Raw genomic sequence first — 20,657 nt, 5'->3', positions numbered from 1 at the left:
TTCCGCGTTTCTTCTATGATACTAGTAAGGCAGGGAAGAATGCGAGTATGAATTTCAAGTAGCATGATAGCGTTTTATTCAGTAGTTGACAGTTTGATTAAAAATTTCTTACAATAGCCCTAACGTTCTTTCGTCGAATACTTTATGAAATATTCAGAAAATTAAAGAAAAAGTAAGATGTTTATTCGACGAACGGCTAGCTTTTCAATACGAAAGGGGAAATCGCAATGAAGAAAAAATCGATTCTGCTCATGATGACGATCATCTTGGCACTCGGTTCAGTACTCGCGGCTTGTTCGACAGGCGGAGACTCTGATGGCGGCAGTTCTTCTTCAAACGGAGAAAAAGTTCTTCGTTTGACAGATACGTCAGACATCACAACAGCCGATCCGGCTCTTGCTACAGACGCGGTCGCATTCAACTTAATCGCTAACACAATGGAAGGTCTTTACCGTCTTGATAAAGATGGAAATGCCGTACCAGCTCTCGCTGAAGGCGAACCAGAAGTAAATGAAGATGAGACTGTTTACACATTCACACTTCGTGATGCTGAATGGTCAAACGGAGAGCCAGTTACAGCCAACGATTTCGTTTATGCATGGCAACGCGCTGTTGATCCTGCAACAGGTTCACAGTATGCATACATCATGAACACAATTAAAAACGCTGAAGCGATCAACACAGGTGACACACCGAAAGAAGAGCTTGGCGTTAAAGCAATTGATGAGAAAACACTCGAAGTCACACTCGAGCGTCCAGACCCATCATTCCTTTCACTTACTTCATTCGGAACATTCACACCGATCAATGAAGCATTCGCGACTGAAAAAGGCGAAGATTTCGCAACGAATCCTGAAAACCTTCTCTACAACGGACCATTCACATGGACAGAGTGGGATCGTGAACAAGGTTATGTCTTAACAAAGAACGATACGTACTGGGATAAAGACAACGTCGCGCTTGAAGCCGTTGATGTTCGCGTCGTCAAAGAAACATCTACAGTCGTAAACTTGTATGAAGCTGGCGATGTTGACTATGCAGGTCTTGCATCAGAACAAGTTGCTGCTTTCCAGGAAGATGAAGATTACAACACAGGTCTTCGTTCTGCCATCGGATATTTCAAATTCAACCACGAAGATGAAATCTTCTCCGATGTAAATGCACGTAAAGCCATCGCGCGTGCGGTCGATCCAACTGGAATTATCGACCAACTCTTGAACAACGGTTCAATTGCAACAACATCATTCATTCCAAAAGACTTCATCAAATATGAAGACGGAACGGATTACACAGAAGGTGTTGAGTACTTCCAAACAAACGCTGACGAAGCTGCTTCACTTTGGGAAGAAGCAACAGGCGGAGAAGCGACAACAATCGAACTCCTCTCGTTCGATAGCGAAGTTTCAAAACAAATTTCTGAGTACATGAAAGGTCAAATTGAGTCGAACTTGCCGAACGTAACGGTTGAAATCGCTCAACAACCTTTCAACAACAAACTTGAGCGTGAAGCAAACGGAGACTACCAAATGTCATTCGCACTTTGGGGACCTGACTACCAAGATCCACTTACGAACCTTGGGATCTTCACATCAGACAACGGACAAAACGACATCAACTATGCGTCGTCTGAATATGACCAGTTGATTGACGAAGCGTCTGCTGAAACAAACATCGATGCACGTTATGACTTGTTCAAAGAAGCTGAGGCTCTCTTGATTGAGCAAGATCAAGCGATCATGCCGATTTATCAAGCTGGTGTGGCGTACTTGATTCGTCCAAACATCGAAAACTTTAACCGTCAACTATTCGGTGCTGATTACCAGTACAAATACGTTGATATCAAGTAATGGGATGAGGGGGCATGCGAACCGCATGTCCCCGATTTTCTAAAAAAATCTACTGAAGTTAGAGAAAATACTGTTCAAATGTTTTGTTGGTAAAGTATAATGTAGTAACAGTGAAAATTCAGAATAATCTCTGAAAAGAATATTCTTTGTTTTCAGCCGCTGTGCTAAGAGCCTTGAGATGACGTATACGCTATTCTTTCAGAATATTCCTTTCATTTTGTGAATTTGAAAAATAGGTCATATGTCATAGTGAAGCTGTTGGTGCAAGTAGTAGAAAGAATTAGAAAAAACAGGGGGTTTTTATTCATGGGACGTTATATCCTACAACGGCTGACTTACGGCCTCATCACGTTCTTCTTGATTGCCACGTTCACGTTCTTCCTGATGGACCTGCTCCCAGGTTCACCGTATCAGAACCAGGAAAAACTGACAGAATCACAAATTCAATTATTGAATGACCGTTACGGACTCAACGATCCGCTTCCGGTCCGCTATGCGACGTACATCGGAAATATGCTCCAAGGCGACCTTGGCGTTTCATTCCGTACGGCGAACCGTCCAGTAACTGAGTTGATTATGGAACGAATCGGTCCTTCGGCACAATTAGGGCTCCAAGCATTAGTTCTCGGAACTTTTGTAGGCGTATTGTTAGGTGTTGTTGCGGCGATTCGTCACAATACGGTCATTGACTATGGTTCAATGTTCGTATCGGTAATCGGGATTTCTGTCCCATCGTTCGTTTTTGCAGCCCTCCTTCAGTACTATGTCGGAGTTAAATTGCAGTTGCTTCCAGTCGCGTTCTGGGAAACACCAGCTCATACGATTTTACCAACAATCTCATTGTCGCTCGGTGTGACAGCAGCGATTGCTCGTTTCGTCCGAACCGAGATGCTAGAGGTTACCGGACAAGACTATGTCACGCTCGCGAAAGCGAAAGGGTTGACGGGGAATGCGATCGTATGGAAACACATGGTTCGTAACGCGATGATTCCTGCCATCACAATTCTTGGACCGATGACAGCTGGACTCTTAACGGGTACGTTCGTTATCGAGAAAATCTTCGCTGTACCAGGACTTGGGGAATTGTTCGTCACGTCAATCACGTTGAACGACTACTCTGTCATCATGGGAACGACATTGTTCTTCTCAGGATTGTTCATTATTATCATTTTGCTTGTCGACTTGCTCTATGGGGTTGTTGACCCACGTATTCGTCTTGGGGGGAATAACTGATGATTGAAAACAAAAAGAATTACGAACAGTTCGACCAAGACATGTTCACACCTGTTGAGATGAATGAACAGCTTGGTGAACGAATCGCTGGGAAAAGTTTAAACTTCTGGCAAGATGCATGGATGCGCCTAAAGAAAAACAAAGCGGCCATCCTCTCGCTATCGATTATTTTAATTCTCGTTGCACTTGCATTGTTCGGACCGATGTTGTCGGGTCGTGATGCCTACGAACAAAACATTTCACAAGCAAAACTTCCGCCAAAAGTCACAGGTCTTGAATGGGCTGGCTTTGATGGAATGGCGACACTCGGTGGTCGCGATATCGACTTCTACGAACAAAAGAACGTAGAAGAGAACTTCTGGTTCGGTACGGACTACCTCGGTCGTGATCTCTGGTCACGTATTTGGGAAGGGACACGTATTTCCCTCTTCATCGGTTTCGTTGCGGCCATCATCGATACAATCATCGGTGTGGCATATGGTGGAATTTCAGCATACTTCGGTGGGCGTACGGATAACATCATGCAACGTATTGTTGAGATCTTGACAGGTGTACCTAACTTGATCTTAATCATCTTGTTCATCTTAATCTTTGACCCTGGTGTATTCACCATCATCCTCGCCATGGCCATCACAGGTTGGATCGGGATGAGTCGACTCGTTCGTGGTCAGATTTTAAAACTCAAAAACCAAGAGTTTGTCTTGGCAGCTCGCACACTTGGTGCATCTAGTACGCGATTGATTTTCAAACACTTGATTCCAAACACATTGGGTGCGATTATCATCACGCTCATGTTCACGATTCCATCTGCCATCTTCTTCGAGGCATTCCTCAGCTTTATCGGGATCGGGCTTCAACCGCCACAGGCATCACTTGGTACGTTGATCAACGATGGATACAAAGAACTACGGACATTCCCGTTCCTTCTTATTATCCCGTCGGTCATCATCGTCTTGCTCATGGTCAGCTTCAACTTGCTTGCCGATGGCTTGCGTGATGCGTTCGATCCGAAAATGCGTAAATAAAAAAGAAAGAGGGGGACTCGTGCATGGAAACGATTTTATCAGTCCGAGATTTAGAGGTCTCGTTCCACACATATGCAGGAACGGTTCAAGCCGTTCGTGGCGTATCGTTTGATTTGAAAAAAGGCGAGACGCTCGCTATCGTAGGAGAATCGGGTTCAGGTAAATCCGTTACTTCGAAGGCGATCATGCGTCTCATTCCGAACCCTCCAGGTGAAATCACGAACGGAGAAATCATGTTCGAAGGGAAAGACTTGGCGAAACTTTCGGAAAAAGAAATGCTTAAAATTCGTGGTCGCGATATCGCAATGATTTTCCAAGACCCGATGACATCACTTAACCCGACAATGACGATTTACAAACAAATCGCAGAAGGGTTGAAACAACACCAAGGGTTAACAGGTGAGGATGCGAAGAAACGTACGCTCGAATTGTTGACACTTGTAGGGATTCCAAACCCAGAAGCGCGTTTGAAACAGTACCCACACCAACTCTCTGGTGGGATGCGTCAGCGTATCGTTATCGCGATCGCACTCGCATGTAACCCGAAAGTGTTGATTGCCGATGAACCGACAACAGCACTTGATGTTACGATTCAAGCGCAAATTCTCGAACTTTTAAAAGACATTCAGCAAAAAACAGGCACAGCGATTATCTTCATCACGCACGACCTTGGCGTTGTTGCGAACATGGCTGACCGTGTCGCTGTTATGTATGCAGGTCGTCTTGTCGAAAAGGGAACAGTCGATGAAATCTTCTATGAGCCACGTCACCCGTATACATGGGGACTTCTTGGTTCGATGCCACGTCCGACAGATGACCGTAACGAAGCGTTACCGGCAATCCCGGGTACGCCTCCAAACTTGCTCGATCCTCCAAAAGGGGATGCATTCGCACCGCGTAACCCATACGCGATGAAGATTGATTTTGAGAAAGAGCCACCGATGTTCCAGGTGAGTGATACACACTTTGCTTCTAGTTGGTTATTACACCCACAAGCACCAGTGGTTAGTCCGCCACGTGCGATTCGTGAACTCGCTCTCAAGTATCGTCCGGACAGTGCGTTCGCAAAATCGTTTACGAAAGGTGGTGCTGAATAATGGAACGCGAGAAATTACTCGAAGTAAAAAACCTGAAGCAGCACTTTAAAATTGGCCGTGGCCGCGTTGTCAAAGCGGTCGACGGAATCTCGTTTGATATTTTCAAAGGTGAAGTGCTCGGACTCGTAGGAGAGTCTGGCTGTGGGAAGTCTACGACAGGACGTACAATCATCGGTCTTTATGACGCGACTGACGGCGACGTTGTGTTCAAAGGCGAAAACGTCCACGGTAAAAAATCAAAAGCTGACAAGTTGAAATTCAACCGTGCTATGCAAATGATTTTCCAAGATCCATACGCATCGCTTAACCCGCGTATGACGGTTGCGGATATCATCGCAGAAGGGATTGATATTCACGGTCTTGCGAAGACGAAAGAAGATCGTATGAACCGCGTGTATGACCTTCTTGAAACGGTTGGTTTGACGAAAGAGCACGCGAGTCGTTACCCACACGAATTCTCAGGTGGACAACGTCAGCGAATCGGGATTGCCCGTGCCCTTGCGGTTGAACCAGACTTCATCATCGCCGATGAGCCGATTTCTGCACTTGACGTTTCGATTCAAGCGCAGGTCGTCAACTTGATGAAAGAATTGCAACGCGATCGCGATTTGACGTATTTGTTCATCGCCCACGACTTGTCGATGGTTAAATACATCTCTGACCGTATCGGTGTTATGTATCAAGGTCACCTCGTAGAGCTTGCGACAGCAGATCGCCTTTATGAGAACCCAATTCATGCGTACACGAAATCGCTTCTTTCAGCGATTCCGCTTCCGGATCCGGAGCATGAACGTACACGTAAACGGATCGTATACGAGTCAACTTCGAAAGGTCCAGTTGGACGTTCGGATGAAGATTCGAGTATCCCACCACTTCGCGAAGTCGAGCCAGGACACTATGTCTCGCTCACGGACGAAGAGTACGAAGCATACAAAGCACAACTCGTTTAATACGATGACCCTGACCTCTAAATGAAGTCAGGGTTTTTTAGCGCAAAAAAATAGTCACCTAATGAGCTAGGTGACAGATTATCCGTTTGAAATACGCGGTAAATTTGAGAGGCGTTCAACGATGGCATCGATTTGACGGACGCGAGCTAGTGCATCTTCAATCTCCATTGTCTCATAATGATGAAGACCGCCCGGCTGCTCCACGAACGTATCTGCGTCGTGAACGAGCTGTTGAAGCGGGGTCCGTTGAATTCGACTTGGTGGTAAATAGGAATCGGTATGCAAGAGAATCATGACAGAAATCTCTTTGGCACGGGCAGGGTCTTCCCCGAGACGAATGAGTAGCTTGTGCGCTCGCTCCGCACCTTTAATCGCATGAATATCGTTCTGACGATATAAGTCATAATTCCATTTGCCTTCTGTATACCATTCATAGTGACCGATATCATGAAGTAGCGCAGCTTTCGTCGCTAGATCTGTATCGAGACCACGTTTCGTTGCCATTTCGAGAGCGCGCTCACAAACGTCTACAGCATGTTTTAAGCCTGATCGAGTTAAATATTTCTGGGTAACCGGATGTCCCATAATCGTTTCTAATGTGATTCTCATCATCGCTCTCCTCCTTAAAAGAAAAAGGTTATTTCTATAAACTATACAGGCTTTTTGTATGTAATGCAAATGATATACGTGTAAAGAAATGATGAACTCGTAAGAATGATTCACATTTCACAAACAAATGTGCTATAATTTACTTGTAGATTAGTGCAAGTTCAAGATTTTCAGAATCGGTAATGCTCGGTCGGTTGCTTACGCTGTACGGGGGTGAGAGGCCATGAAAGAACGTGACAAAGTTCTACGAGAGAAAAAACGACTTTTGAAAGAAGTGTTGAAGAAAAAGTTGAAAGACTTGCAAGTCAAGCCAGGGAAAGAGACGGTGTCTCAACCAGTGTCTCGAATCCCGGCATCTTGAGATGGGTCATTCAAGGTCGCATTCAACGAATGCGCCCTCTTTTCATATCTGAATGATAAAGAATATCATTGAAGTTTTAATAATTAAGAATTATTATAATTAAGTGGATGCGAATTTGGGTATACAAATAGAGTCACTTAAAAAGATGGACGCATACTCGATCAGGGAGGAAGAAAAATGGTCACACTTTATACGTCTCCAAGCTGCACATCTTGCCGAAAGGCTCGAGCTTGGCTCGAAGAACACGATATCCCGTTTACAGAACGAAACATATTTTCAGAACCGCTCTCACTTAATGAGATTAAGCAAATCTTACGTATGACAGAAGATGGAACGGATGAGATTATTTCAACTCGTTCTAAAGTCTTTTCTAAAATCGATGTATCCGTTGATGCCTTATCGCTTCAACAATTGTATGATTTGATTCAAGAATATCCGGGCTTACTACGTCGTCCGATTTTGATTGATGAAAAACGACTACAGGTCGGATACAACGAGGATGAGATTCGTCGATTCTTGCCACGGAAGGTTCGGACGTTCCAATTGCAAGAAGCACAGCGACTTGTGAATGAATGAGAGCATACTGTTTAAGCAGTGTGCTTTTTATTATCGATTATTTCCTATAAAATAAAGTTATAACCCGTCATCTAGATTGAACGATGTCAAAAAGGGTACAAAGATAACAAGACAATTTCCCCTCTCCTCCTTATGTGAATTGGGAGCGAGGTGAGAAGGGAGTGGACAATCGTGAAAATTGAGCGCATCAATGACAATACCGTCAAATTTTTCATCACATATGTGGACATCGAAAAACGTGGCTTCGCACGTGATGAAATTTGGTACAACCGAGAACGTGGCGAGCAGCTGTTCTGGCAGATGATGGACGAGGCTCACGAACGTGAAGACATCTCGTTTGATGGTCCACTGTGGATTCAAGTCCAAGCTTTTGAAAAAGGTCTAGAAGTGACCGTGACAATTGCGAAAAATGTGATGGATACGGAAGACGATTCTGAACTCGGTTCGCTTCTTCGCTCAGCGATTGATGAAGCACGAGATCAACAATCGGTACTCGATCAATTGAGTGAGTTGGATGAGCTTGAAGCGGAAGCAGATGCTTGGGCGCCACTCGCGATGGAAACAGATGATTTCGAGGCGATCATTTCACTGAGTAAGCGTGCAGGTGAAACGTTCAGTGATCTTGATTTGAAACTATATCATTATCAAGACCGTTACTATTTGTGGATTGATTTCCCGGATGAAATGGAGCCTGAAGACGAAGAGAATGCACTCAGTCTTCTAGCAGAATATTTAACATTTAGTACACAGACGCAACCGATGCTTGAAGAGTATGGTAAACTCATTCTCGATGGCGACGTCTTCGCGAAAGTGCGTCATTACTTCTAAATGATCAATCGCCTGTTCAGACGGACAGGCGATTTTTTCAAATCAATGGTAAAGAGGTGTGGGTATGGTGAGACGAATTCGACTACTACTTGACGATAGTGCATGGTTCGTTCCATTTTTATATGGGATGGGGGGCATTGTGTTAACAGCGTTGACACAACTGTTCGGTGAGTTTTTCCGAGATTTACTACCGGACTTTATTTATTTGGACTTGGACTCGGCAGCATCCGTACTGTCTTCGACGTTCACGAGCCTTATGACGATGATGACGTTTAGTTTTTCGACAATCCTTGTCGTGTTGACGACGTATTCTTCACAGTTTTCTCCACGGACCATCAATAACTTTTTGACGAACACGTCGGCTAAGCATACGCTCGGTCTCTTCATTTTGACAACCGTTTACGGGATTTCGAACTTATTCCTCGTCCGAACGGCAGATGACGGTGTCGTATTATCCTCAGGAATCAGTGTGCTCTTAGTCATTGGTTCGATTTGGGCGTTTGTCAAGTTCATTCAGACCATCAGTGTCTCGATCCAGGCAGAACGTTTGTTATCCGCGTTACATAAAGAAGCACTATCGGTAATCAGTGAGCAAAAAGACGCCGTCGAGTCAGATGACGTGAATCTCGTTTTACCACGTTCTGTTCATTCGTTTGAAGGTCAAGCGGTACGGGCGCCGCAGACGGGGTATATCCGCTTATTTTTAAGAGAGAAGCAGGGAGATCATGAGACGGACTTTGAATCGGTCGTAGCCGTAGGTGAATTTGTCGCAAAAGGGGATTTACTCGGATTTTGGAAAGGTGAGGATGCCCCGGACATCGAGCTATTTGAGATCGGCGAAGTGCGGTCCTCGATGCAAGACCCTTCATTTGCGATTGAAAAGTTGAGTGAGATTGCGTTACGTGGAATCTCTCCAGGAATCAATGACCCGAATACGGCGATTCATGCGATTCATTACATCGGAGATATTTTACGGGAACTTTGCGAACTGCCGGATGGAGATTTTTTATACTCGAACGGGGAATCTGATTGGCATGTGAAGCGAAAGACGCTTGAGACGATTCTGTTTGAATCGCTATCGCCGATGCAGACTTACGCGAGTAAAGACATATTTGTGATGGGCTCCGTGTTCGAGGCGATTCGAATGGCGCGTCTCCAGGCGCATGAGACGCTAGATTCGACGTTTGATGAGATGATTGATTATTTTGAAGATGTGATTGATTGGGAAAGTCTTCATTCGAAAGAACAGAACTATTTACGCAATAAAATAGGGAGAGCTAAAAAGATGACGACATGACAGGAGACCACCTTTTCAAAAGAAGAGGTGGTCTCTGTTCAAGAGAGCGTATATCCGCCATCGACCGTGATGGCTTGCCCGTTTATATAAGTTGAGGAATCGGTTAATAAAAATTCGACGACCGGTGCGACTTCTTCCGGTAGGGCGGCATGTCCCCGGAAATGATGGGTCATTGCCTCTTTGAATTTTGCTTCTCCACCGTATAGTTTATGACTGAGCGGTGTATCGACCGGACCGAAACAGACGGCGTTAAATCGAACTTTTCCTTTCATTCGGTGTGCGAACGTTTTCGTCAAGGCAACGACAGCGGCCTTCGAGGCGGCGTAATGAGCGAGCATAGGAGGGAATTTGACGTGTCCCACGATGGCGGCGTTATTGACGACACTCGCTCCTTGAGCAAGCAAAGGGATGGCGCGTTGTGTGACGGTGTTCAGTGCATAGAGGTTGATATCAAACACTTCAGTGTATGACTCTTGAGACAAACGCTCCGGTGTACCGGGTCTACCGAATGTTGCGGCATTGTTGAAAAGACCATGTAACGTCACCCCTTGTTCCTTTAAATGTCTAAAGAGGTGATCGATGTCTTCCGCTGAATGGAGATCGCACCGGATGAACGTGGCCAATCCGTTCGAATCTGATTCGAGAGAAGCCCCCCGTGTCTCATCACGACCGATTCCGATGACACGATGTCCATTCTCGGTTAACTGCAAGGCGACGGCGCGCCCAATCCCGCTTGTCGCACCTGTGATTAGAAAAGTCCCCATAATTCATTCGCTCCCCTCAAAAAATTGGCGTTACGATGTATAATTAATGATAATACACGACAGAAACGAGGTCAGGTTATAATATGTTGCGACGCATACAAGTACTCTTTTCCCTTATTTTGCTCGCAGGACTCATTGCGATATTATCGTATTACTGGAGCTCACAAGTGATCGGGCTCTTCTCGATTCTCGTCTTTTTGACAACGTTCAGTATTTTGCTTGTGATTTTGCTTGAAAATCGCAACCCGCAACGCACGTTGATCTGGGCGATTGTCATGATTGGCTTTCCTGTCATCGGGCTATTTGCGTACTTTGTGTTCGGTCAGAACTATCGTCGTAAACGGATGTTCAAAGAAAAGGCGATGCTCGACGAAGAGACGTACTTGGCCTATCGGCAAAAAGCGATGACGCTCTCTCCGTCACTGATGTTTGCGCATGACGATTATGAGAAGTTGATGCATCTCACCTCTTCGTTAAACCAATTGCCCGTCTCCTCGAATACGTACACGCAGATTTTGACGAACGGTCGTGAAAAATTCTCGAAGTTACTGCCTGCTCTAAAAGGCGCGACACGGCACATCCATTTAGAGTATTACATTTTTCGGGAAGACCGTATTTCTCGGGAAATTCAGCGTATTTTAATCGAGAAAGCCAAAAAAGGGGTCGAAGTTCGATTCTTATATGATGCCGTCGGTTCCATTCATACGAGCAGTACGTTTTTCGAGGAGATGAAACAAGCTGGCGTCCAAGTGCAGGCGTTCTTCCCAGTCGTCCTTCCGCTCGTGTCGAGTAAGACGAACTATCGAAACCATCGAAAAATTGTCGTCATCGACGGAACAGAAGCATTCACTGGAGGTTTGAACGTAGGGGATGAATATTTAGGCGAACACTCTAAATTTGGTTTTTGGCGCGACACCCATCTGTATGTCAGAGGAGAAGGGGTGTCCGAGTTACAGTTGATCTTTTTACAAGACTGGTACTACATGACGGGAGAACGGCTGTTCACGCCATTCTATTTAGAACCGCTCGAAACGGTACGAAGCGCGAGTGGAGGCGTCCAAATCGTTGCCAGCGGACCCGATGAACCATATGAGACGATGAAATCGATTTATTTCTCGTTGATCAATGCTGCGAAAAAGTCCGTCTATATTTCCTCCCCGTATCTGATTCCTGATGAGGACATTATGAGTGCTTTGAAGACAGCATCTCTATCGGGCATCGATGTTCGGATCGTCTTACCGAGCTATCCGGACCATAAAATCGTCTTTTATGCGAGTCGTTCCTATTATGAGGAGTTACTGTTGGCCGGGGTAAAGATTTATTTGTACGAAGAAGGATTCATGCATTCAAAAGTCATCGTCGTCGATGACGGACTTGCCACGATTGGGACTGCGAACATGGATTTTCGTAGTTTCCATTTGAACTTCGAAGTGAATGCTCTTTTGTACAACACGAATTCGGTCCATCAGTTGAAACAAGACTTATATCATGATTTCGAAGGGTCTCATGAACTTGTATTAGAAGAGTTTGCGAAGCGCTCATTTTTTATAAAACTCGTAGAATCATTGGCCAGAATGTTTTCACCACTACTATAAGGGGGGAGCAAGATGCGGTTTGCGATCGGTCGAGAAGGGGATATCGTTGATTCCTTTACTCTAAATCGAATGCAGGCGGAGCAGCTTGCTCCTTTTCGATGTCCGACGTGCCAGGAAATGTTGATTCTAAAGGAAGGAGCGAAACGTCGGCTACATTTCGCCCACATCCATACGTGTGGGAGAGCAGAATCCGTTACGCACCATCAGGATAAATGGGCAGTGTGCCAATGGCTTCAAGAAAGAGGATACCCTGTCGACCAAGAAGTGACGATTAAGAATCGTCGGGCAGACATTCTTACGAATGTGGATGAGAACCCAACCGTGTTTGAGATTCAGGCATCTCCATTGGTAGCGGAAGAGTATGTCGCGCGAACGAATGATTATAAACGAGCAGGTTTGGATGTAATTTGGCTCGCGAGCGGTCTTGATTTAAAGATGAACCAATCGTTTCAACCGTGGATGCGCCTTGAACTGTTTCGGCGACATCGGTTGATGACAGTGAAAAATGGACAGTTGGTGCGTTTCAATGGGTTTCCCATTTCAATCAAGTATGGAATCGGAAATTGGGAAGTCTCGTCCTCAGTGACCACTTCCCCCTATGAAGCATATTATCGGTTCAATGCATTGGAATGGACGGAGATGATTCGACGAAAGCGAATGTCACCAATCTATCCATCCCCAAAGAATCGACGTCTCATTTTAAATCGTCTGTACCCATTAGGGGTGATCCCCGCCTTGTTACCGACAGCCTGCTATCTTCCCCTCACGTCACTTTGGGGAATACACATTCATCCGATTGAGTTTCAAATCGTCCTCTATTTAAATCGCTATGAGTCACCGAATGATTCAGTGGAATGGAGCATTCAAAAGACGTGCCGCCAGTTCGGAGTGACACCGACAAGCGACTTTTCCCAGTCATTTCATGTACAATGGAAACAACTCTTGAATGCATGTCGTCTATCGTGTGATGTCACGACTTGGGTGCTTCCAACCACCTATGAAGAGGCGAGACCTCACGATACACGATTGTTTCAAGGACTTCAGCGATTGATGTTACAATCGACGAACCAATCAGAAAAGGGAGTGAACGTATGTCAGAAGTATTGACACGACAACAAGTTCCAGTCGAAGAGACGTGGAATTTAGAGACGATCTACAGTAACGACCAAGCATGGGAAGCAGATTTTCAAGCATTGAAAGAGCAGGTACCGGCATTAATCGGATTTAAAGGAAAACTCGGTGAATCGGCAGAAACGTTATACGAAGCGTTACAACTCCGTGATGAGCTTTCTCGTAAGTTACATAAACTGTATACGTACGCGCACATGCGTTACGATGAAGATACAGCGAACAGTCATTATCAGGCGTTGAATGACCGTGCAGGCTCACTCGCCTCGCAAATTTCAGCCCAACTCGCTTTCATGACGCCAGAGCTTCTTTCAATCGATGAAGCTCAAATTGAAGCCTTTATGGAGCAACACGAGTCACTTCGCGTGTATCGTCATGCGTTCGATGAGTTGGCGCAAGAACGTCCACACGTATTGACGGAAGCGGAAGAAGCAATTCTTGCGCAGGCTGGAGACGTGCTCGGACAATCGAGTTCGACGTTTGGTATGCTCAATAACGCGGATTTGAAATTCCCGAAAGTGAAGAACGAAAAAGGGGAAGAGGTCGAATTGACGCACGGACGTTACATCACGTTCCTCGAATCGAGTGATCGAAGTGTCCGTGAGAACGCTTTTAAAGCGATGTACGGGACGTATGGGCAGTATTTAAACACGTTTGCCTCTACGCTCTCAGGCAGTGTGAAAAAAGATAACTTCTATGCGACTGTCCGTAAGTTTGAGAGTGCAAGACAGGCAGCCCTTCACCATAATGCGATTCCAGAGTCTGTATATGACGGTCTGGTCGAAGCGGTGAACGAGCGTCTTGATTTGTTGCATCGATATGTCGCATTACGGAAACGCGCGCTCGGATTAGATGAGTTGCATATGTATGATTTGTACACACCACTCGTCAAAGACGTAGAGATGAAAGTGTCGTACGAAGAAGCGAAACAGTTGATGGTTGATGGTTTGGCACCACTCGGAGAAGAGTACGTTCAAATCGTCAAAGACGGTCTCGATTCACGTTGGGTCGACGTACGAGAGACACGCGGTAAACGGAGCGGGGCATATTCATCAGGAGCATACGATACACAACCGTTCATCCTTATGAACTGGCAGGACAACGTCAACAACTTGTTCACGCTCGCGCATGAGTTCGGTCACTCGGTGCATAGCCATTACACGCGTACGTCACAGCCGTATCCGTATGGCGACTATTCAATCTTTGTAGCAGAAGTCGCGTCGACGACAAACGAAGCGTTATTGAACGACCATTTATTGAAAACGCGGACGGCAAAAGAAGAACGTCTCTACTTGTTGAACAATCAACTCGAAACATTCCGTGGGACGTTGTTCCGTCAAACGATGTTCGCTGAGTTTGAGCATATGATTCACAAGGCTGCTCAAGAAGGCGTATCGCTCACACCTGAGTATTTGAATGAGACGTACTTAGAGTTGAACAAACGCTACTTCGGAGAAGAAATCGTCATCGATGAAGAGATTTCGTATGAATGGGCGCGTATCCCGCACTTCTATTACAATTACTATGTCTATCAATATGCGACGGGTATCTCAGCATCGGCAGCGTTGTCGCAACAGATCATGGAAGAGGGGGAGCCGGCCGTACGTCGTTACATCGATAACTTCCTCAAAGCTGGGTCTAGCGACTATTCAATCGAGGTCTTGAAAGCGGCAGGTGTCGATATGACGACGAAAGAACCAGTCCTCAAAGCGCTTGATCAGTTCGAAGCAGTGCTCGATGAAATGGAATCATTATTGTTCTCGTGAACAATATGTGACAATGTGCACAAACTAGTTGTCAGATGAAGCGGGACTAGGTATATTATAAGTGTGAAATCAATCACAAACCCCTTTATTGACCGTAAACTTTCTCCCATCTTGCAGGCCTTCCCCGGGCCTCAAGGTACGACGGCTCTTGTCCCCGCTTGAGACGTCAAAAACCCCACGGCTCCCCGGCCGTGGGGTTCTTTTTTATTTCGTTTGCGCCCATGCTTCACCGCTACATCCCGGTACAGGACGGCAGCGTTGCTGCAAGGAAAGCTTCTTCAGTTCGCGTTCAATCACAGTTTTATCTAAGTCTAGAATATACGATAGTTCAGTAATCGTCGACGTGTCATAACGAGCCAAGACTTTGGCTACATCCCAGTCAGTCGAACGACTCGGGGCATAACCGAGCAATTCGGTCATGACCGATTGATACACGTCGTACGGATAGACACCTTCAATCTTCAATGCTTCATCGCGCGTCACGAACGTAAGAGCGGGCAATGACTCAATCTCCCAATCTTTCAGCACTTGATGATCGACTGCTAAAGCATTCAAGAGCTGGTTCGATTGAAGATCGGCTTCAAGTTCATCCAAATCAAGACCGTACTCTTCGAAAGACCGTGCGATTTCCCATAAATCAATTGAGCCTAACTGTTTACCAGAGAATAAATCATTCACATGCAAATGACGTAAAAAACGCATCGCATGACGTTTCCCTTGTAATTCTAGCGCTTTGATCATTGTGAGAAGGCGAACTTCTTCCTGACATCCGCCAACACAGCTAGGAACGGTAGAGACCATTCGGAAACGAATCACATGTCCGTATTCAATCTCTAACTTTTTGATCAGTGTCATCACGTGAAAATTTTCAGGACTCGAGATGTCCATGAAATAGAATAACTCCAATGGCTTATACGTTACTTGAATAGGAGTTTCTTCCAGTGAACAGGATGACCCATTACATTGTTCAAGTTCCATTTGTGTCGCCTCCTCTCGGCAAAAAACTCATTTAACTTTGTAAACTCATTGTAGCAACGAAAAAAAAAGGTTGGCAATGTATCTGCTCAACCTTCCAACCGACTCATTTTTAATTCCATGAATCGGACGATTTTATTTTTGGCGGGACGATAGGGGAGACCGTGTTTTGCAAGAAGTCCTTCGAACGCACGTTTTCCCTCTTCTTCATTCGTCACTTCAAATTCTATTTCATAGTCGCTCGTCTCCAAATAATGGCTTTCGTCCAAAACGAGTAGACCGTCTTCTGTCTGCAACTCTGCCCGATTCGTCTCGAGTCGACCGAGATGTTCGAGCGGTGCATTCAGCTGGAACGGGGCCAGTGCCTGTTTCATTTGCTCGTCATGAATGATACCGTACTTAAACAGATCCTCAGCCTCATCTTCTGTAATAGTGGCATGTGTCTCAAGCAATCCAACCTCGTTTGGTTGCTTCAACGTCAGCACTTGACCTTGTTTCTTCTCGCGAATCCGAAGTGCCGCCCCGTTCGCTTTTAGCTGAAAGGAAGGGGTATCGAAATAGTCATTCGCTTGCCAACGAACCTGATCATCAAGCTGATAGGCACGTAGGAGTGTCTCATATTCGTCTTTCGTCAACATTGATTTAAATTCAATTTCCACTTCTTGGGTCATGAATCATCGCTCCATTCTATGAACAATTGTTCGTTTATGATACCATACAAACGGATACATACGGAAAGGACGCGTTTTTTCCGGAAAAGAACGAAAGTGGTGACAGCGTATGCAATCAATGAACTGGGATCAGTTTTTAGTACCGTATCAAATCGCGGTAGACGAGTTGAAAGTCAAATTGAAAGCCGTTCGAAAGCAATTCAAGTCCCAAAATGACCATTCTCCGATTGAATTTGTCACAGGTCGAGTGAAGCCGGTCGGGAGCATTCTCGAGAAAGCGAAACGAAAAAATATCGCTGACCATGAATTGGCGACGGATATGCAGGATATAGCGGGATTACGAATCATGTGTCAATTTGTCGATGATATCGTTCACGTCTTGGATTTGCTACATCGTCGAACAGATTTTAAAATAGTGGAAGAACGCAATTACATTACCCATCAAAAAGACTCGGGCTATCGATCGTATCATGTCATCATCGAGTACCCGGTTCAGACGATTCAAGGTGAAATCCCTACGCTCGTTGAAGTGCAAATCCGCACGCTTGCGATGAATTTCTGGGCCACGATTGAGCACTCATTGAATTATAAATATGATGGTGACATGCCTCTTGAAGTGCAGGAACGATTGAGACGTGCAGCCGAGGCGGCCTTTTTACTCGATGCCGAGATGAGCCAACTCCGCGTTGAAATTCAGGACGCCCAGCAGGTGTTTCGGGATAAAGAGATGAACGTGAAAACGGACGAAGACTAGGGGGAAACCGATATGCAGTTTGCGATTGTATCGAGGGGAGATACGCGATCAGCGGAGATCGCCGAGGAACTGACTCAAAAACTTCAAGCCGCCGGGCATACATTATCTGAACAGCCCCGAATCGTAGTATCGGTCGGAGGGGACGGGACGATGTTACAGGCGTTTCATAAATACATCGACCGACTCGATGAAACGCTACTTGTCGGGATTCATACCGGGCATCTCGGCTTTTATGCCGATTGGCAACCGGATGAGTTGGATGAATTGACCGAGATGATCACAAGCGAATCGTTCGAGCCGGTCTCCTATCCGCTCGTCGAAGTGCTCATTGACTATGAGAACGGAGAGACCGATCGTCGATTGGCGATGAATGACTGTACGATTAAGAACTACAAGCGAACGCTCGTCTGTGATTTATCGATTCGAGACGATTACTTTGAAACGTTCCGTGGAGATGGGTTATGTATTTCGACACCATCGGGTTCGACCGCCTATAACAAGGCACTCGGTGGAGCGATCGTTCACCCATCGATCGAAGCCATTCAAGTGACCGAGATGGCTTCGATCAACAACCTAGTGTATCGAACGATCGGCGCACCGCTTCTCTTACCAAAACACCATCAAGTGAAAATCAAGCCGCACACGAAAACCGAATTCGAATTGGCGTTTGACCATCAGGAAGCGTTGTCCTGGTCGGATGTCGTCTCGATTCGATGCGCGGTCGCAAAAGAAAAAGTGACGTTCGCTCGTTTCCGGCCCTTCCCATTCTGGCGCCGAGTTCGCGAATCGTTCATCGAGGAAGGAAAGTAACGAATGCAAGGGTTTACGATTCGTCGCGTTGTGGAGAAAGCCATCCCACTTCGCGACTTTTTAATGCAAGATATGGGCATTTCTCGAAAGATGCTCACGCTCGTGAAGCATGAAGGCGATATTGAAGTGAATGGCATGCACCGCACCGTAAGGCATGAACTCGAACCAGGAGATGAAGTGATCGTGCGATTCCCGCCCGAATCCCCATCACTCGACATGGTCGCTTCGGAAAGACCGATTCGAATTCTGTATGAAGACGATACGCTATTGGCGGTCGATAAACCGGCAGGGATTGCTACGATCCCATCACGACTACATCCGACCGATACACTTGCAAACGCTGTAATCGGCTATTATCAACGTATCGGTCTGTCATCTGCGATTCATGTGATCAATCGACTCGATCGCGATACGAGCGGTGTCGTCTTATTTGCAAAGTATGGATTTATCCATCATCGATTTAGCGAACTTCAGAAAGCGAATGGATTGATGCGTACGTACAAGGCATTGGTCGAAGAAGAAGTGACGCCTCAAACGATTGATGCACCGATCGGGCGTGCCGAGAACTCGATTATGGAACGAGTCGTGACAACTGAGGGACAACGCGCCATCACGCACATCCTCGCATGTCAGCCGTTCGGGAGCGGCTCGTTATTGACGATTCGACTCGAGACGGGACGGACCCATCAGATTCGTGTGCATTTGCGCCATATCGGTCATCCGCTCATCGGGGACTCCATGTATGGGGGGACGGCTCGTATGCCCCGTCACGCCCTTCACAGCGCGTCTGCGCGATTCATTCATCCGATGACAGGGGATGAGATTCAGATTGAGGCGCCAATTCCGGAAGATTTTCGAACTGTATAAAGAAGAGGCTAGGACATAACTAGCTGGTTTTAAAGACTTTTGATAAAAAGAGGGGTCCGGTCACCGATTTTCGGTGGCCGGACCCCTTCTTTTCTGTTTAGTCCGAAATGCACGAACCCATAAAATGACAAGAGGCCCCTGTGCGCGAACGAGTCGCTCACGGGGACCTCTTTCTTATAAAATTTCTGGGTTATGTCCCAGCCTCTTTTGTCAATCATCATCAAACATATAGGTTTTTGATTTAGAGGCAACGTTCATGACGAGACCGATGGCAATCATGTTCATGATAATCCCTGTCCCCCCGTAACTGATGAACGGAAGGGTGAGTCCAGTGATTGGCAAGACACCAATCGTCATACCGATGTTTTGGAACACCTGGAACGTGAACATGGCGATAACGCCGGTGACGATATAACTTCCGAACGCGCTACTAGACTCTAATGCAATGTGAATCATCCGATAGAGGAATAGGAAGAAGACGATGATCACGAGAGCTGCGCCGATGAACCCATAGTGTTCTGCGATAACAGCAAAAATGAAGTCCGTGTGAGATTCCGGTAAATAGACGAGGCCCTGGCCGTATCCCACTCCGAACATCTGTCCAGAACCGATCGCCTGTAGCGATTTGATCAATTGGAATGCCAAGTCATCTGAATATTCGTATGGATATATCCAGGCCTGGAAGCGGTTGAGGGCGTGTCCAGGTACGAATGCTTGCAAGACTTCGAAATGGGCAAAGAACAGATACATGAACGTGCCGATGGTCAAAGCCGCGGCGCTGAAGAGACCGAGAAGCCACTTCCAACCGATTCCCGAGACGATGATGATGGCGCCGAGCATCGTCATCAAGACGAGCCCGGTCCCTAAGTCCGGTTGTGTCACAATCAGACCGAGCGGCGGGATGGCCACTAATACCAGTTTCACGAGGAGCCACGTATCGAGTTGTGACGAGCCATAACGTTTATTGTGCTCGTAGACGATAGTCGACATGGAAATCAATAAAAAGAGCTTCATGAATTCGGCCGGCTGGAAACTGAATCCAGGTACGTTATACCATCCATATGCCCCATTGATGTTCGGTACGAGCGACGTGTCACGAAGCGGAATCAGACCGACGAGCAGAAGTAGACCGAATGCGTATAAGTACCAATGGATTTTCCGGAGTTGCTCATATTCGATCGTCATGATTGCGAACATCGCAAAAAAGCCGATGACATAACGAATGCCTTGTTCAAGAGCGAAGTTGATATGTTGAAGTCGCGTTGGCAACATCGGTTGAGCGGTATAGATTGCACCGAGACTGATGATCATCAATAGGAAGACGATGGTCAACAGTGTCGTATCTAAACTTTTAAAATATGATTGTATACGGTTCATAATGAAGTCGAATCACCCTTTCTATACGTATTTTATCTTACCGCAACTTAAAAAAATCGCAATACGTAACGAGTCGGTTGACAAAACAGAAACCTTTCTGTAATCTGATAACAGATATTATCACCAG

The 20,657-nt window shown here is 46.0% G+C and carries 20 protein-coding genes; 15 read left to right on the top strand and 5 right to left on the bottom strand.

What is annotated here, in order from left to right:
- Window positions 1–227: 227 nt before the first annotated feature.
- From AC5LIL_RS09685 to AC5LIL_RS09665, 5 genes are all read left to right on the top strand, one after another.
- The gene (locus AC5LIL_RS09685; RefSeq protein ID WP_339962389.1) at window positions 228–1,847 is read left to right on the top strand and encodes a peptide ABC transporter substrate-binding protein; all 1,620 of its coding nucleotides are present in this window, start codon (window positions 228–230) and stop codon (window positions 1,845–1,847) included.
- Window positions 1,848–2,153: 306 nt separating this feature from the next.
- Window positions 2,154–3,080 carry an oligopeptide ABC transporter permease gene (opp3b, locus tag AC5LIL_RS09680; RefSeq protein ID WP_499823986.1) on the top strand — a complete coding sequence of 309 codons (927 nt, stop codon included), beginning with the start codon at window positions 2,154–2,156 and terminating at the stop codon, window positions 3,078–3,080.
- Window positions 3,080–4,105: an oligopeptide ABC transporter permease gene (opp3C, locus tag AC5LIL_RS09675; protein WP_499823985.1), complete on the top strand. Its 1,026-nt coding sequence runs from the start codon at window positions 3,080–3,082 to the stop codon at window positions 4,103–4,105. The genes opp3b and opp3C overlap by 1 nt, the downstream gene beginning before the upstream one ends.
- Before the next feature lie 23 nt (window positions 4,106–4,128).
- Window positions 4,129–5,202, top strand: coding sequence for an ABC transporter ATP-binding protein (locus AC5LIL_RS09670; RefSeq protein ID WP_214785235.1), 1,074 nt, complete (start codon window positions 4,129–4,131; stop codon window positions 5,200–5,202).
- Complete coding sequence (locus AC5LIL_RS09665; protein WP_074035095.1) at window positions 5,202–6,152, top strand: ABC transporter ATP-binding protein; 951 nt, start codon at window positions 5,202–5,204, stop codon at window positions 6,150–6,152. Before AC5LIL_RS09670 ends, AC5LIL_RS09665 begins: the two co-directional genes overlap by 1 nt.
- Before the next feature lie 78 nt (window positions 6,153–6,230).
- Here the strand turns inward: AC5LIL_RS09665 and AC5LIL_RS09660 are convergent, their stop codons facing one another.
- Window positions 6,231–6,764 (bottom strand): HD domain-containing protein, encoded by a 534-nt coding sequence (locus tag AC5LIL_RS09660; RefSeq protein ID WP_074035089.1) that lies wholly within the window; start codon window positions 6,762–6,764, stop codon window positions 6,231–6,233.
- A gap of 220 nt (window positions 6,765–6,984) precedes the next feature.
- Here AC5LIL_RS09660 and AC5LIL_RS09655 point away from each other — a divergent pair, with 220 nt between their 5' ends.
- From AC5LIL_RS09655 to AC5LIL_RS09640, 4 genes are all read left to right on the top strand, one after another.
- Complete coding sequence (locus AC5LIL_RS09655; protein WP_015881216.1) at window positions 6,985–7,122, top strand: hypothetical protein; 138 nt, start codon at window positions 6,985–6,987, stop codon at window positions 7,120–7,122.
- A 177-nt stretch (window positions 7,123–7,299) separates the two neighbouring features.
- Window positions 7,300–7,698 carry a transcriptional regulator SpxA gene (gene spxA / locus AC5LIL_RS09650; protein ID WP_015881217.1) on the top strand — a complete coding sequence of 133 codons (399 nt, stop codon included), beginning with the start codon at window positions 7,300–7,302 and terminating at the stop codon, window positions 7,696–7,698.
- Between the two features lie 171 nt (window positions 7,699–7,869).
- Window positions 7,870–8,526 (top strand): adaptor protein MecA, encoded by a 657-nt coding sequence (gene mecA, locus AC5LIL_RS09645; protein WP_274664951.1) that lies wholly within the window; start codon window positions 7,870–7,872, stop codon window positions 8,524–8,526.
- Between the two features lie 64 nt (window positions 8,527–8,590).
- The gene (locus AC5LIL_RS09640) at window positions 8,591–9,823 is read left to right on the top strand and encodes a DUF2254 domain-containing protein (protein WP_499823984.1); all 1,233 of its coding nucleotides are present in this window, start codon (window positions 8,591–8,593) and stop codon (window positions 9,821–9,823) included.
- Window positions 9,824–9,861: 38 nt separating this feature from the next.
- Here AC5LIL_RS09640 and AC5LIL_RS09635 read toward each other — a convergent pair whose 3' ends face one another.
- On the bottom strand, window positions 9,862–10,587 hold the full coding sequence (locus tag AC5LIL_RS09635) for an SDR family NAD(P)-dependent oxidoreductase (RefSeq protein WP_499823983.1): 726 nt from the start codon (window positions 10,585–10,587) through the stop codon (window positions 9,862–9,864).
- An 83-nt stretch (window positions 10,588–10,670) separates the two neighbouring features.
- Between AC5LIL_RS09635 and cls the strand changes: the two genes are divergently transcribed.
- The 3 genes from cls to pepF are packed head-to-tail and all read left to right on the top strand — an operon-like array spanning window position 10,671 to window position 15,076.
- Window positions 10,671–12,182 carry a cardiolipin synthase gene (gene cls, locus AC5LIL_RS09630; protein ID WP_214695480.1) on the top strand — a complete coding sequence of 504 codons (1,512 nt, stop codon included), beginning with the start codon at window positions 10,671–10,673 and terminating at the stop codon, window positions 12,180–12,182.
- 12 nt (window positions 12,183–12,194) lie between these two features.
- On the top strand, window positions 12,195–13,289 hold the full coding sequence (locus AC5LIL_RS09625; protein WP_499823982.1) for a competence protein CoiA: 1,095 nt from the start codon (window positions 12,195–12,197) through the stop codon (window positions 13,287–13,289).
- Complete coding sequence (gene pepF / locus AC5LIL_RS09620) at window positions 13,274–15,076, top strand: oligoendopeptidase F (RefSeq protein ID WP_499823981.1); 1,803 nt, start codon at window positions 13,274–13,276, stop codon at window positions 15,074–15,076. The genes AC5LIL_RS09625 and pepF overlap by 16 nt, the downstream gene beginning before the upstream one ends.
- 204 nt (window positions 15,077–15,280) lie before the next feature.
- Here pepF and AC5LIL_RS09615 read toward each other — a convergent pair whose 3' ends face one another.
- Together AC5LIL_RS09615 and AC5LIL_RS09610 are read right to left on the bottom strand one after the other, a co-directional pair.
- The gene (locus tag AC5LIL_RS09615) at window positions 15,281–16,054 is read right to left on the bottom strand and encodes a DsbA family protein (protein ID WP_499823980.1); all 774 of its coding nucleotides are present in this window, start codon (window positions 16,052–16,054) and stop codon (window positions 15,281–15,283) included.
- A gap of 86 nt (window positions 16,055–16,140) precedes the next feature.
- Window positions 16,141–16,722 carry a CYTH domain-containing protein gene (locus AC5LIL_RS09610; RefSeq protein WP_214872778.1) on the bottom strand — a complete coding sequence of 194 codons (582 nt, stop codon included), beginning with the start codon at window positions 16,720–16,722 and terminating at the stop codon, window positions 16,141–16,143.
- 109 nt (window positions 16,723–16,831) lie between these two features.
- Here AC5LIL_RS09610 and yjbM point away from each other — a divergent pair, with 109 nt between their 5' ends.
- Genes yjbM through AC5LIL_RS09595 form a run of 3 tightly spaced genes read left to right on the top strand, consistent with a single transcriptional unit; the run spans window position 16,832 to window position 19,153 of the window.
- Entirely contained in the window at window positions 16,832–17,476 is a 645-nt protein-coding gene (gene yjbM / locus AC5LIL_RS09605; RefSeq protein WP_214684573.1) for a GTP diphosphokinase, read from the top strand.
- A gap of 12 nt (window positions 17,477–17,488) precedes the next feature.
- Window positions 17,489–18,286 (top strand): NAD kinase, encoded by a 798-nt coding sequence (locus AC5LIL_RS09600; RefSeq protein ID WP_214684572.1) that lies wholly within the window; start codon window positions 17,489–17,491, stop codon window positions 18,284–18,286.
- 3 nt (window positions 18,287–18,289) lie between these two features.
- Window positions 18,290–19,153, top strand: a complete 864-nt coding sequence (locus AC5LIL_RS09595) for an RluA family pseudouridine synthase (RefSeq protein ID WP_499823979.1) — start codon at window positions 18,290–18,292, stop codon at window positions 19,151–19,153.
- A 210-nt stretch (window positions 19,154–19,363) separates the two neighbouring features.
- On the opposite strand, the gene AC5LIL_RS09590 is transcribed toward AC5LIL_RS09595, so the two are convergent.
- Window positions 19,364–20,530: an FtsW/RodA/SpoVE family cell cycle protein gene (locus tag AC5LIL_RS09590; protein ID WP_214757156.1), complete on the bottom strand. Its 1,167-nt coding sequence runs from the start codon at window positions 20,528–20,530 to the stop codon at window positions 19,364–19,366.
- Between the last annotated feature and the right edge of the window lie 127 nt (window positions 20,531–20,657).

The sequence above is a fragment of the Exiguobacterium sp. RM11 genome, from assembly GCF_059821525.1.
Note: the sequence above shows the minus strand (reverse complement) of the source record. Positions and strands in the feature narration are given on the sequence as shown.

Coding starts and splice junctions, on each gene's coding strand:
- AC5LIL_RS09685 (WP_339962389.1), top strand. CDS start 228: ATGAAGAAAAAATCGATTCTGCTCATGATGACGATCATCTTGGCACTC.
- opp3b (WP_499823986.1), top strand. CDS start 2,154: ATGGGACGTTATATCCTACAACGGCTGACTTACGGCCTCATCACGTTC.
- opp3C (WP_499823985.1), top strand. CDS start 3,080: ATGATTGAAAACAAAAAGAATTACGAACAGTTCGACCAAGACATGTTC.
- AC5LIL_RS09670 (WP_214785235.1), top strand. CDS start 4,129: ATGGAAACGATTTTATCAGTCCGAGATTTAGAGGTCTCGTTCCACACA.
- AC5LIL_RS09665 (WP_074035095.1), top strand. CDS start 5,202: ATGGAACGCGAGAAATTACTCGAAGTAAAAAACCTGAAGCAGCACTTT.
- AC5LIL_RS09660 (WP_074035089.1), bottom strand. CDS start 6,764: ATGATGAGAATCACATTAGAAACGATTATGGGACATCCGGTTACCCAG.
- AC5LIL_RS09655 (WP_015881216.1), top strand. CDS start 6,985: ATGAAAGAACGTGACAAAGTTCTACGAGAGAAAAAACGACTTTTGAAA.
- spxA (WP_015881217.1), top strand. CDS start 7,300: ATGGTCACACTTTATACGTCTCCAAGCTGCACATCTTGCCGAAAGGCT.
- AC5LIL_RS09640 (WP_499823984.1), top strand. CDS start 8,591: ATGGTGAGACGAATTCGACTACTACTTGACGATAGTGCATGGTTCGTT.
- AC5LIL_RS09635 (WP_499823983.1), bottom strand. CDS start 10,587: ATGGGGACTTTTCTAATCACAGGTGCGACAAGCGGGATTGGGCGCGCC.
- cls (WP_214695480.1), top strand. CDS start 10,671: ATGTTGCGACGCATACAAGTACTCTTTTCCCTTATTTTGCTCGCAGGA.
- AC5LIL_RS09625 (WP_499823982.1), top strand. CDS start 12,195: ATGCGGTTTGCGATCGGTCGAGAAGGGGATATCGTTGATTCCTTTACT.
- pepF (WP_499823981.1), top strand. CDS start 13,274: ATGTCAGAAGTATTGACACGACAACAAGTTCCAGTCGAAGAGACGTGG.
- AC5LIL_RS09615 (WP_499823980.1), bottom strand. CDS start 16,054: ATGGAACTTGAACAATGTAATGGGTCATCCTGTTCACTGGAAGAAACT.
- AC5LIL_RS09610 (WP_214872778.1), bottom strand. CDS start 16,722: ATGACCCAAGAAGTGGAAATTGAATTTAAATCAATGTTGACGAAAGAC.
- yjbM (WP_214684573.1), top strand. CDS start 16,832: ATGCAATCAATGAACTGGGATCAGTTTTTAGTACCGTATCAAATCGCG.
- AC5LIL_RS09600 (WP_214684572.1), top strand. CDS start 17,489: ATGCAGTTTGCGATTGTATCGAGGGGAGATACGCGATCAGCGGAGATC.
- AC5LIL_RS09595 (WP_499823979.1), top strand. CDS start 18,290: ATGCAAGGGTTTACGATTCGTCGCGTTGTGGAGAAAGCCATCCCACTT.
- AC5LIL_RS09590 (WP_214757156.1), bottom strand. CDS start 20,530: ATGAACCGTATACAATCATATTTTAAAAGTTTAGATACGACACTGTTG.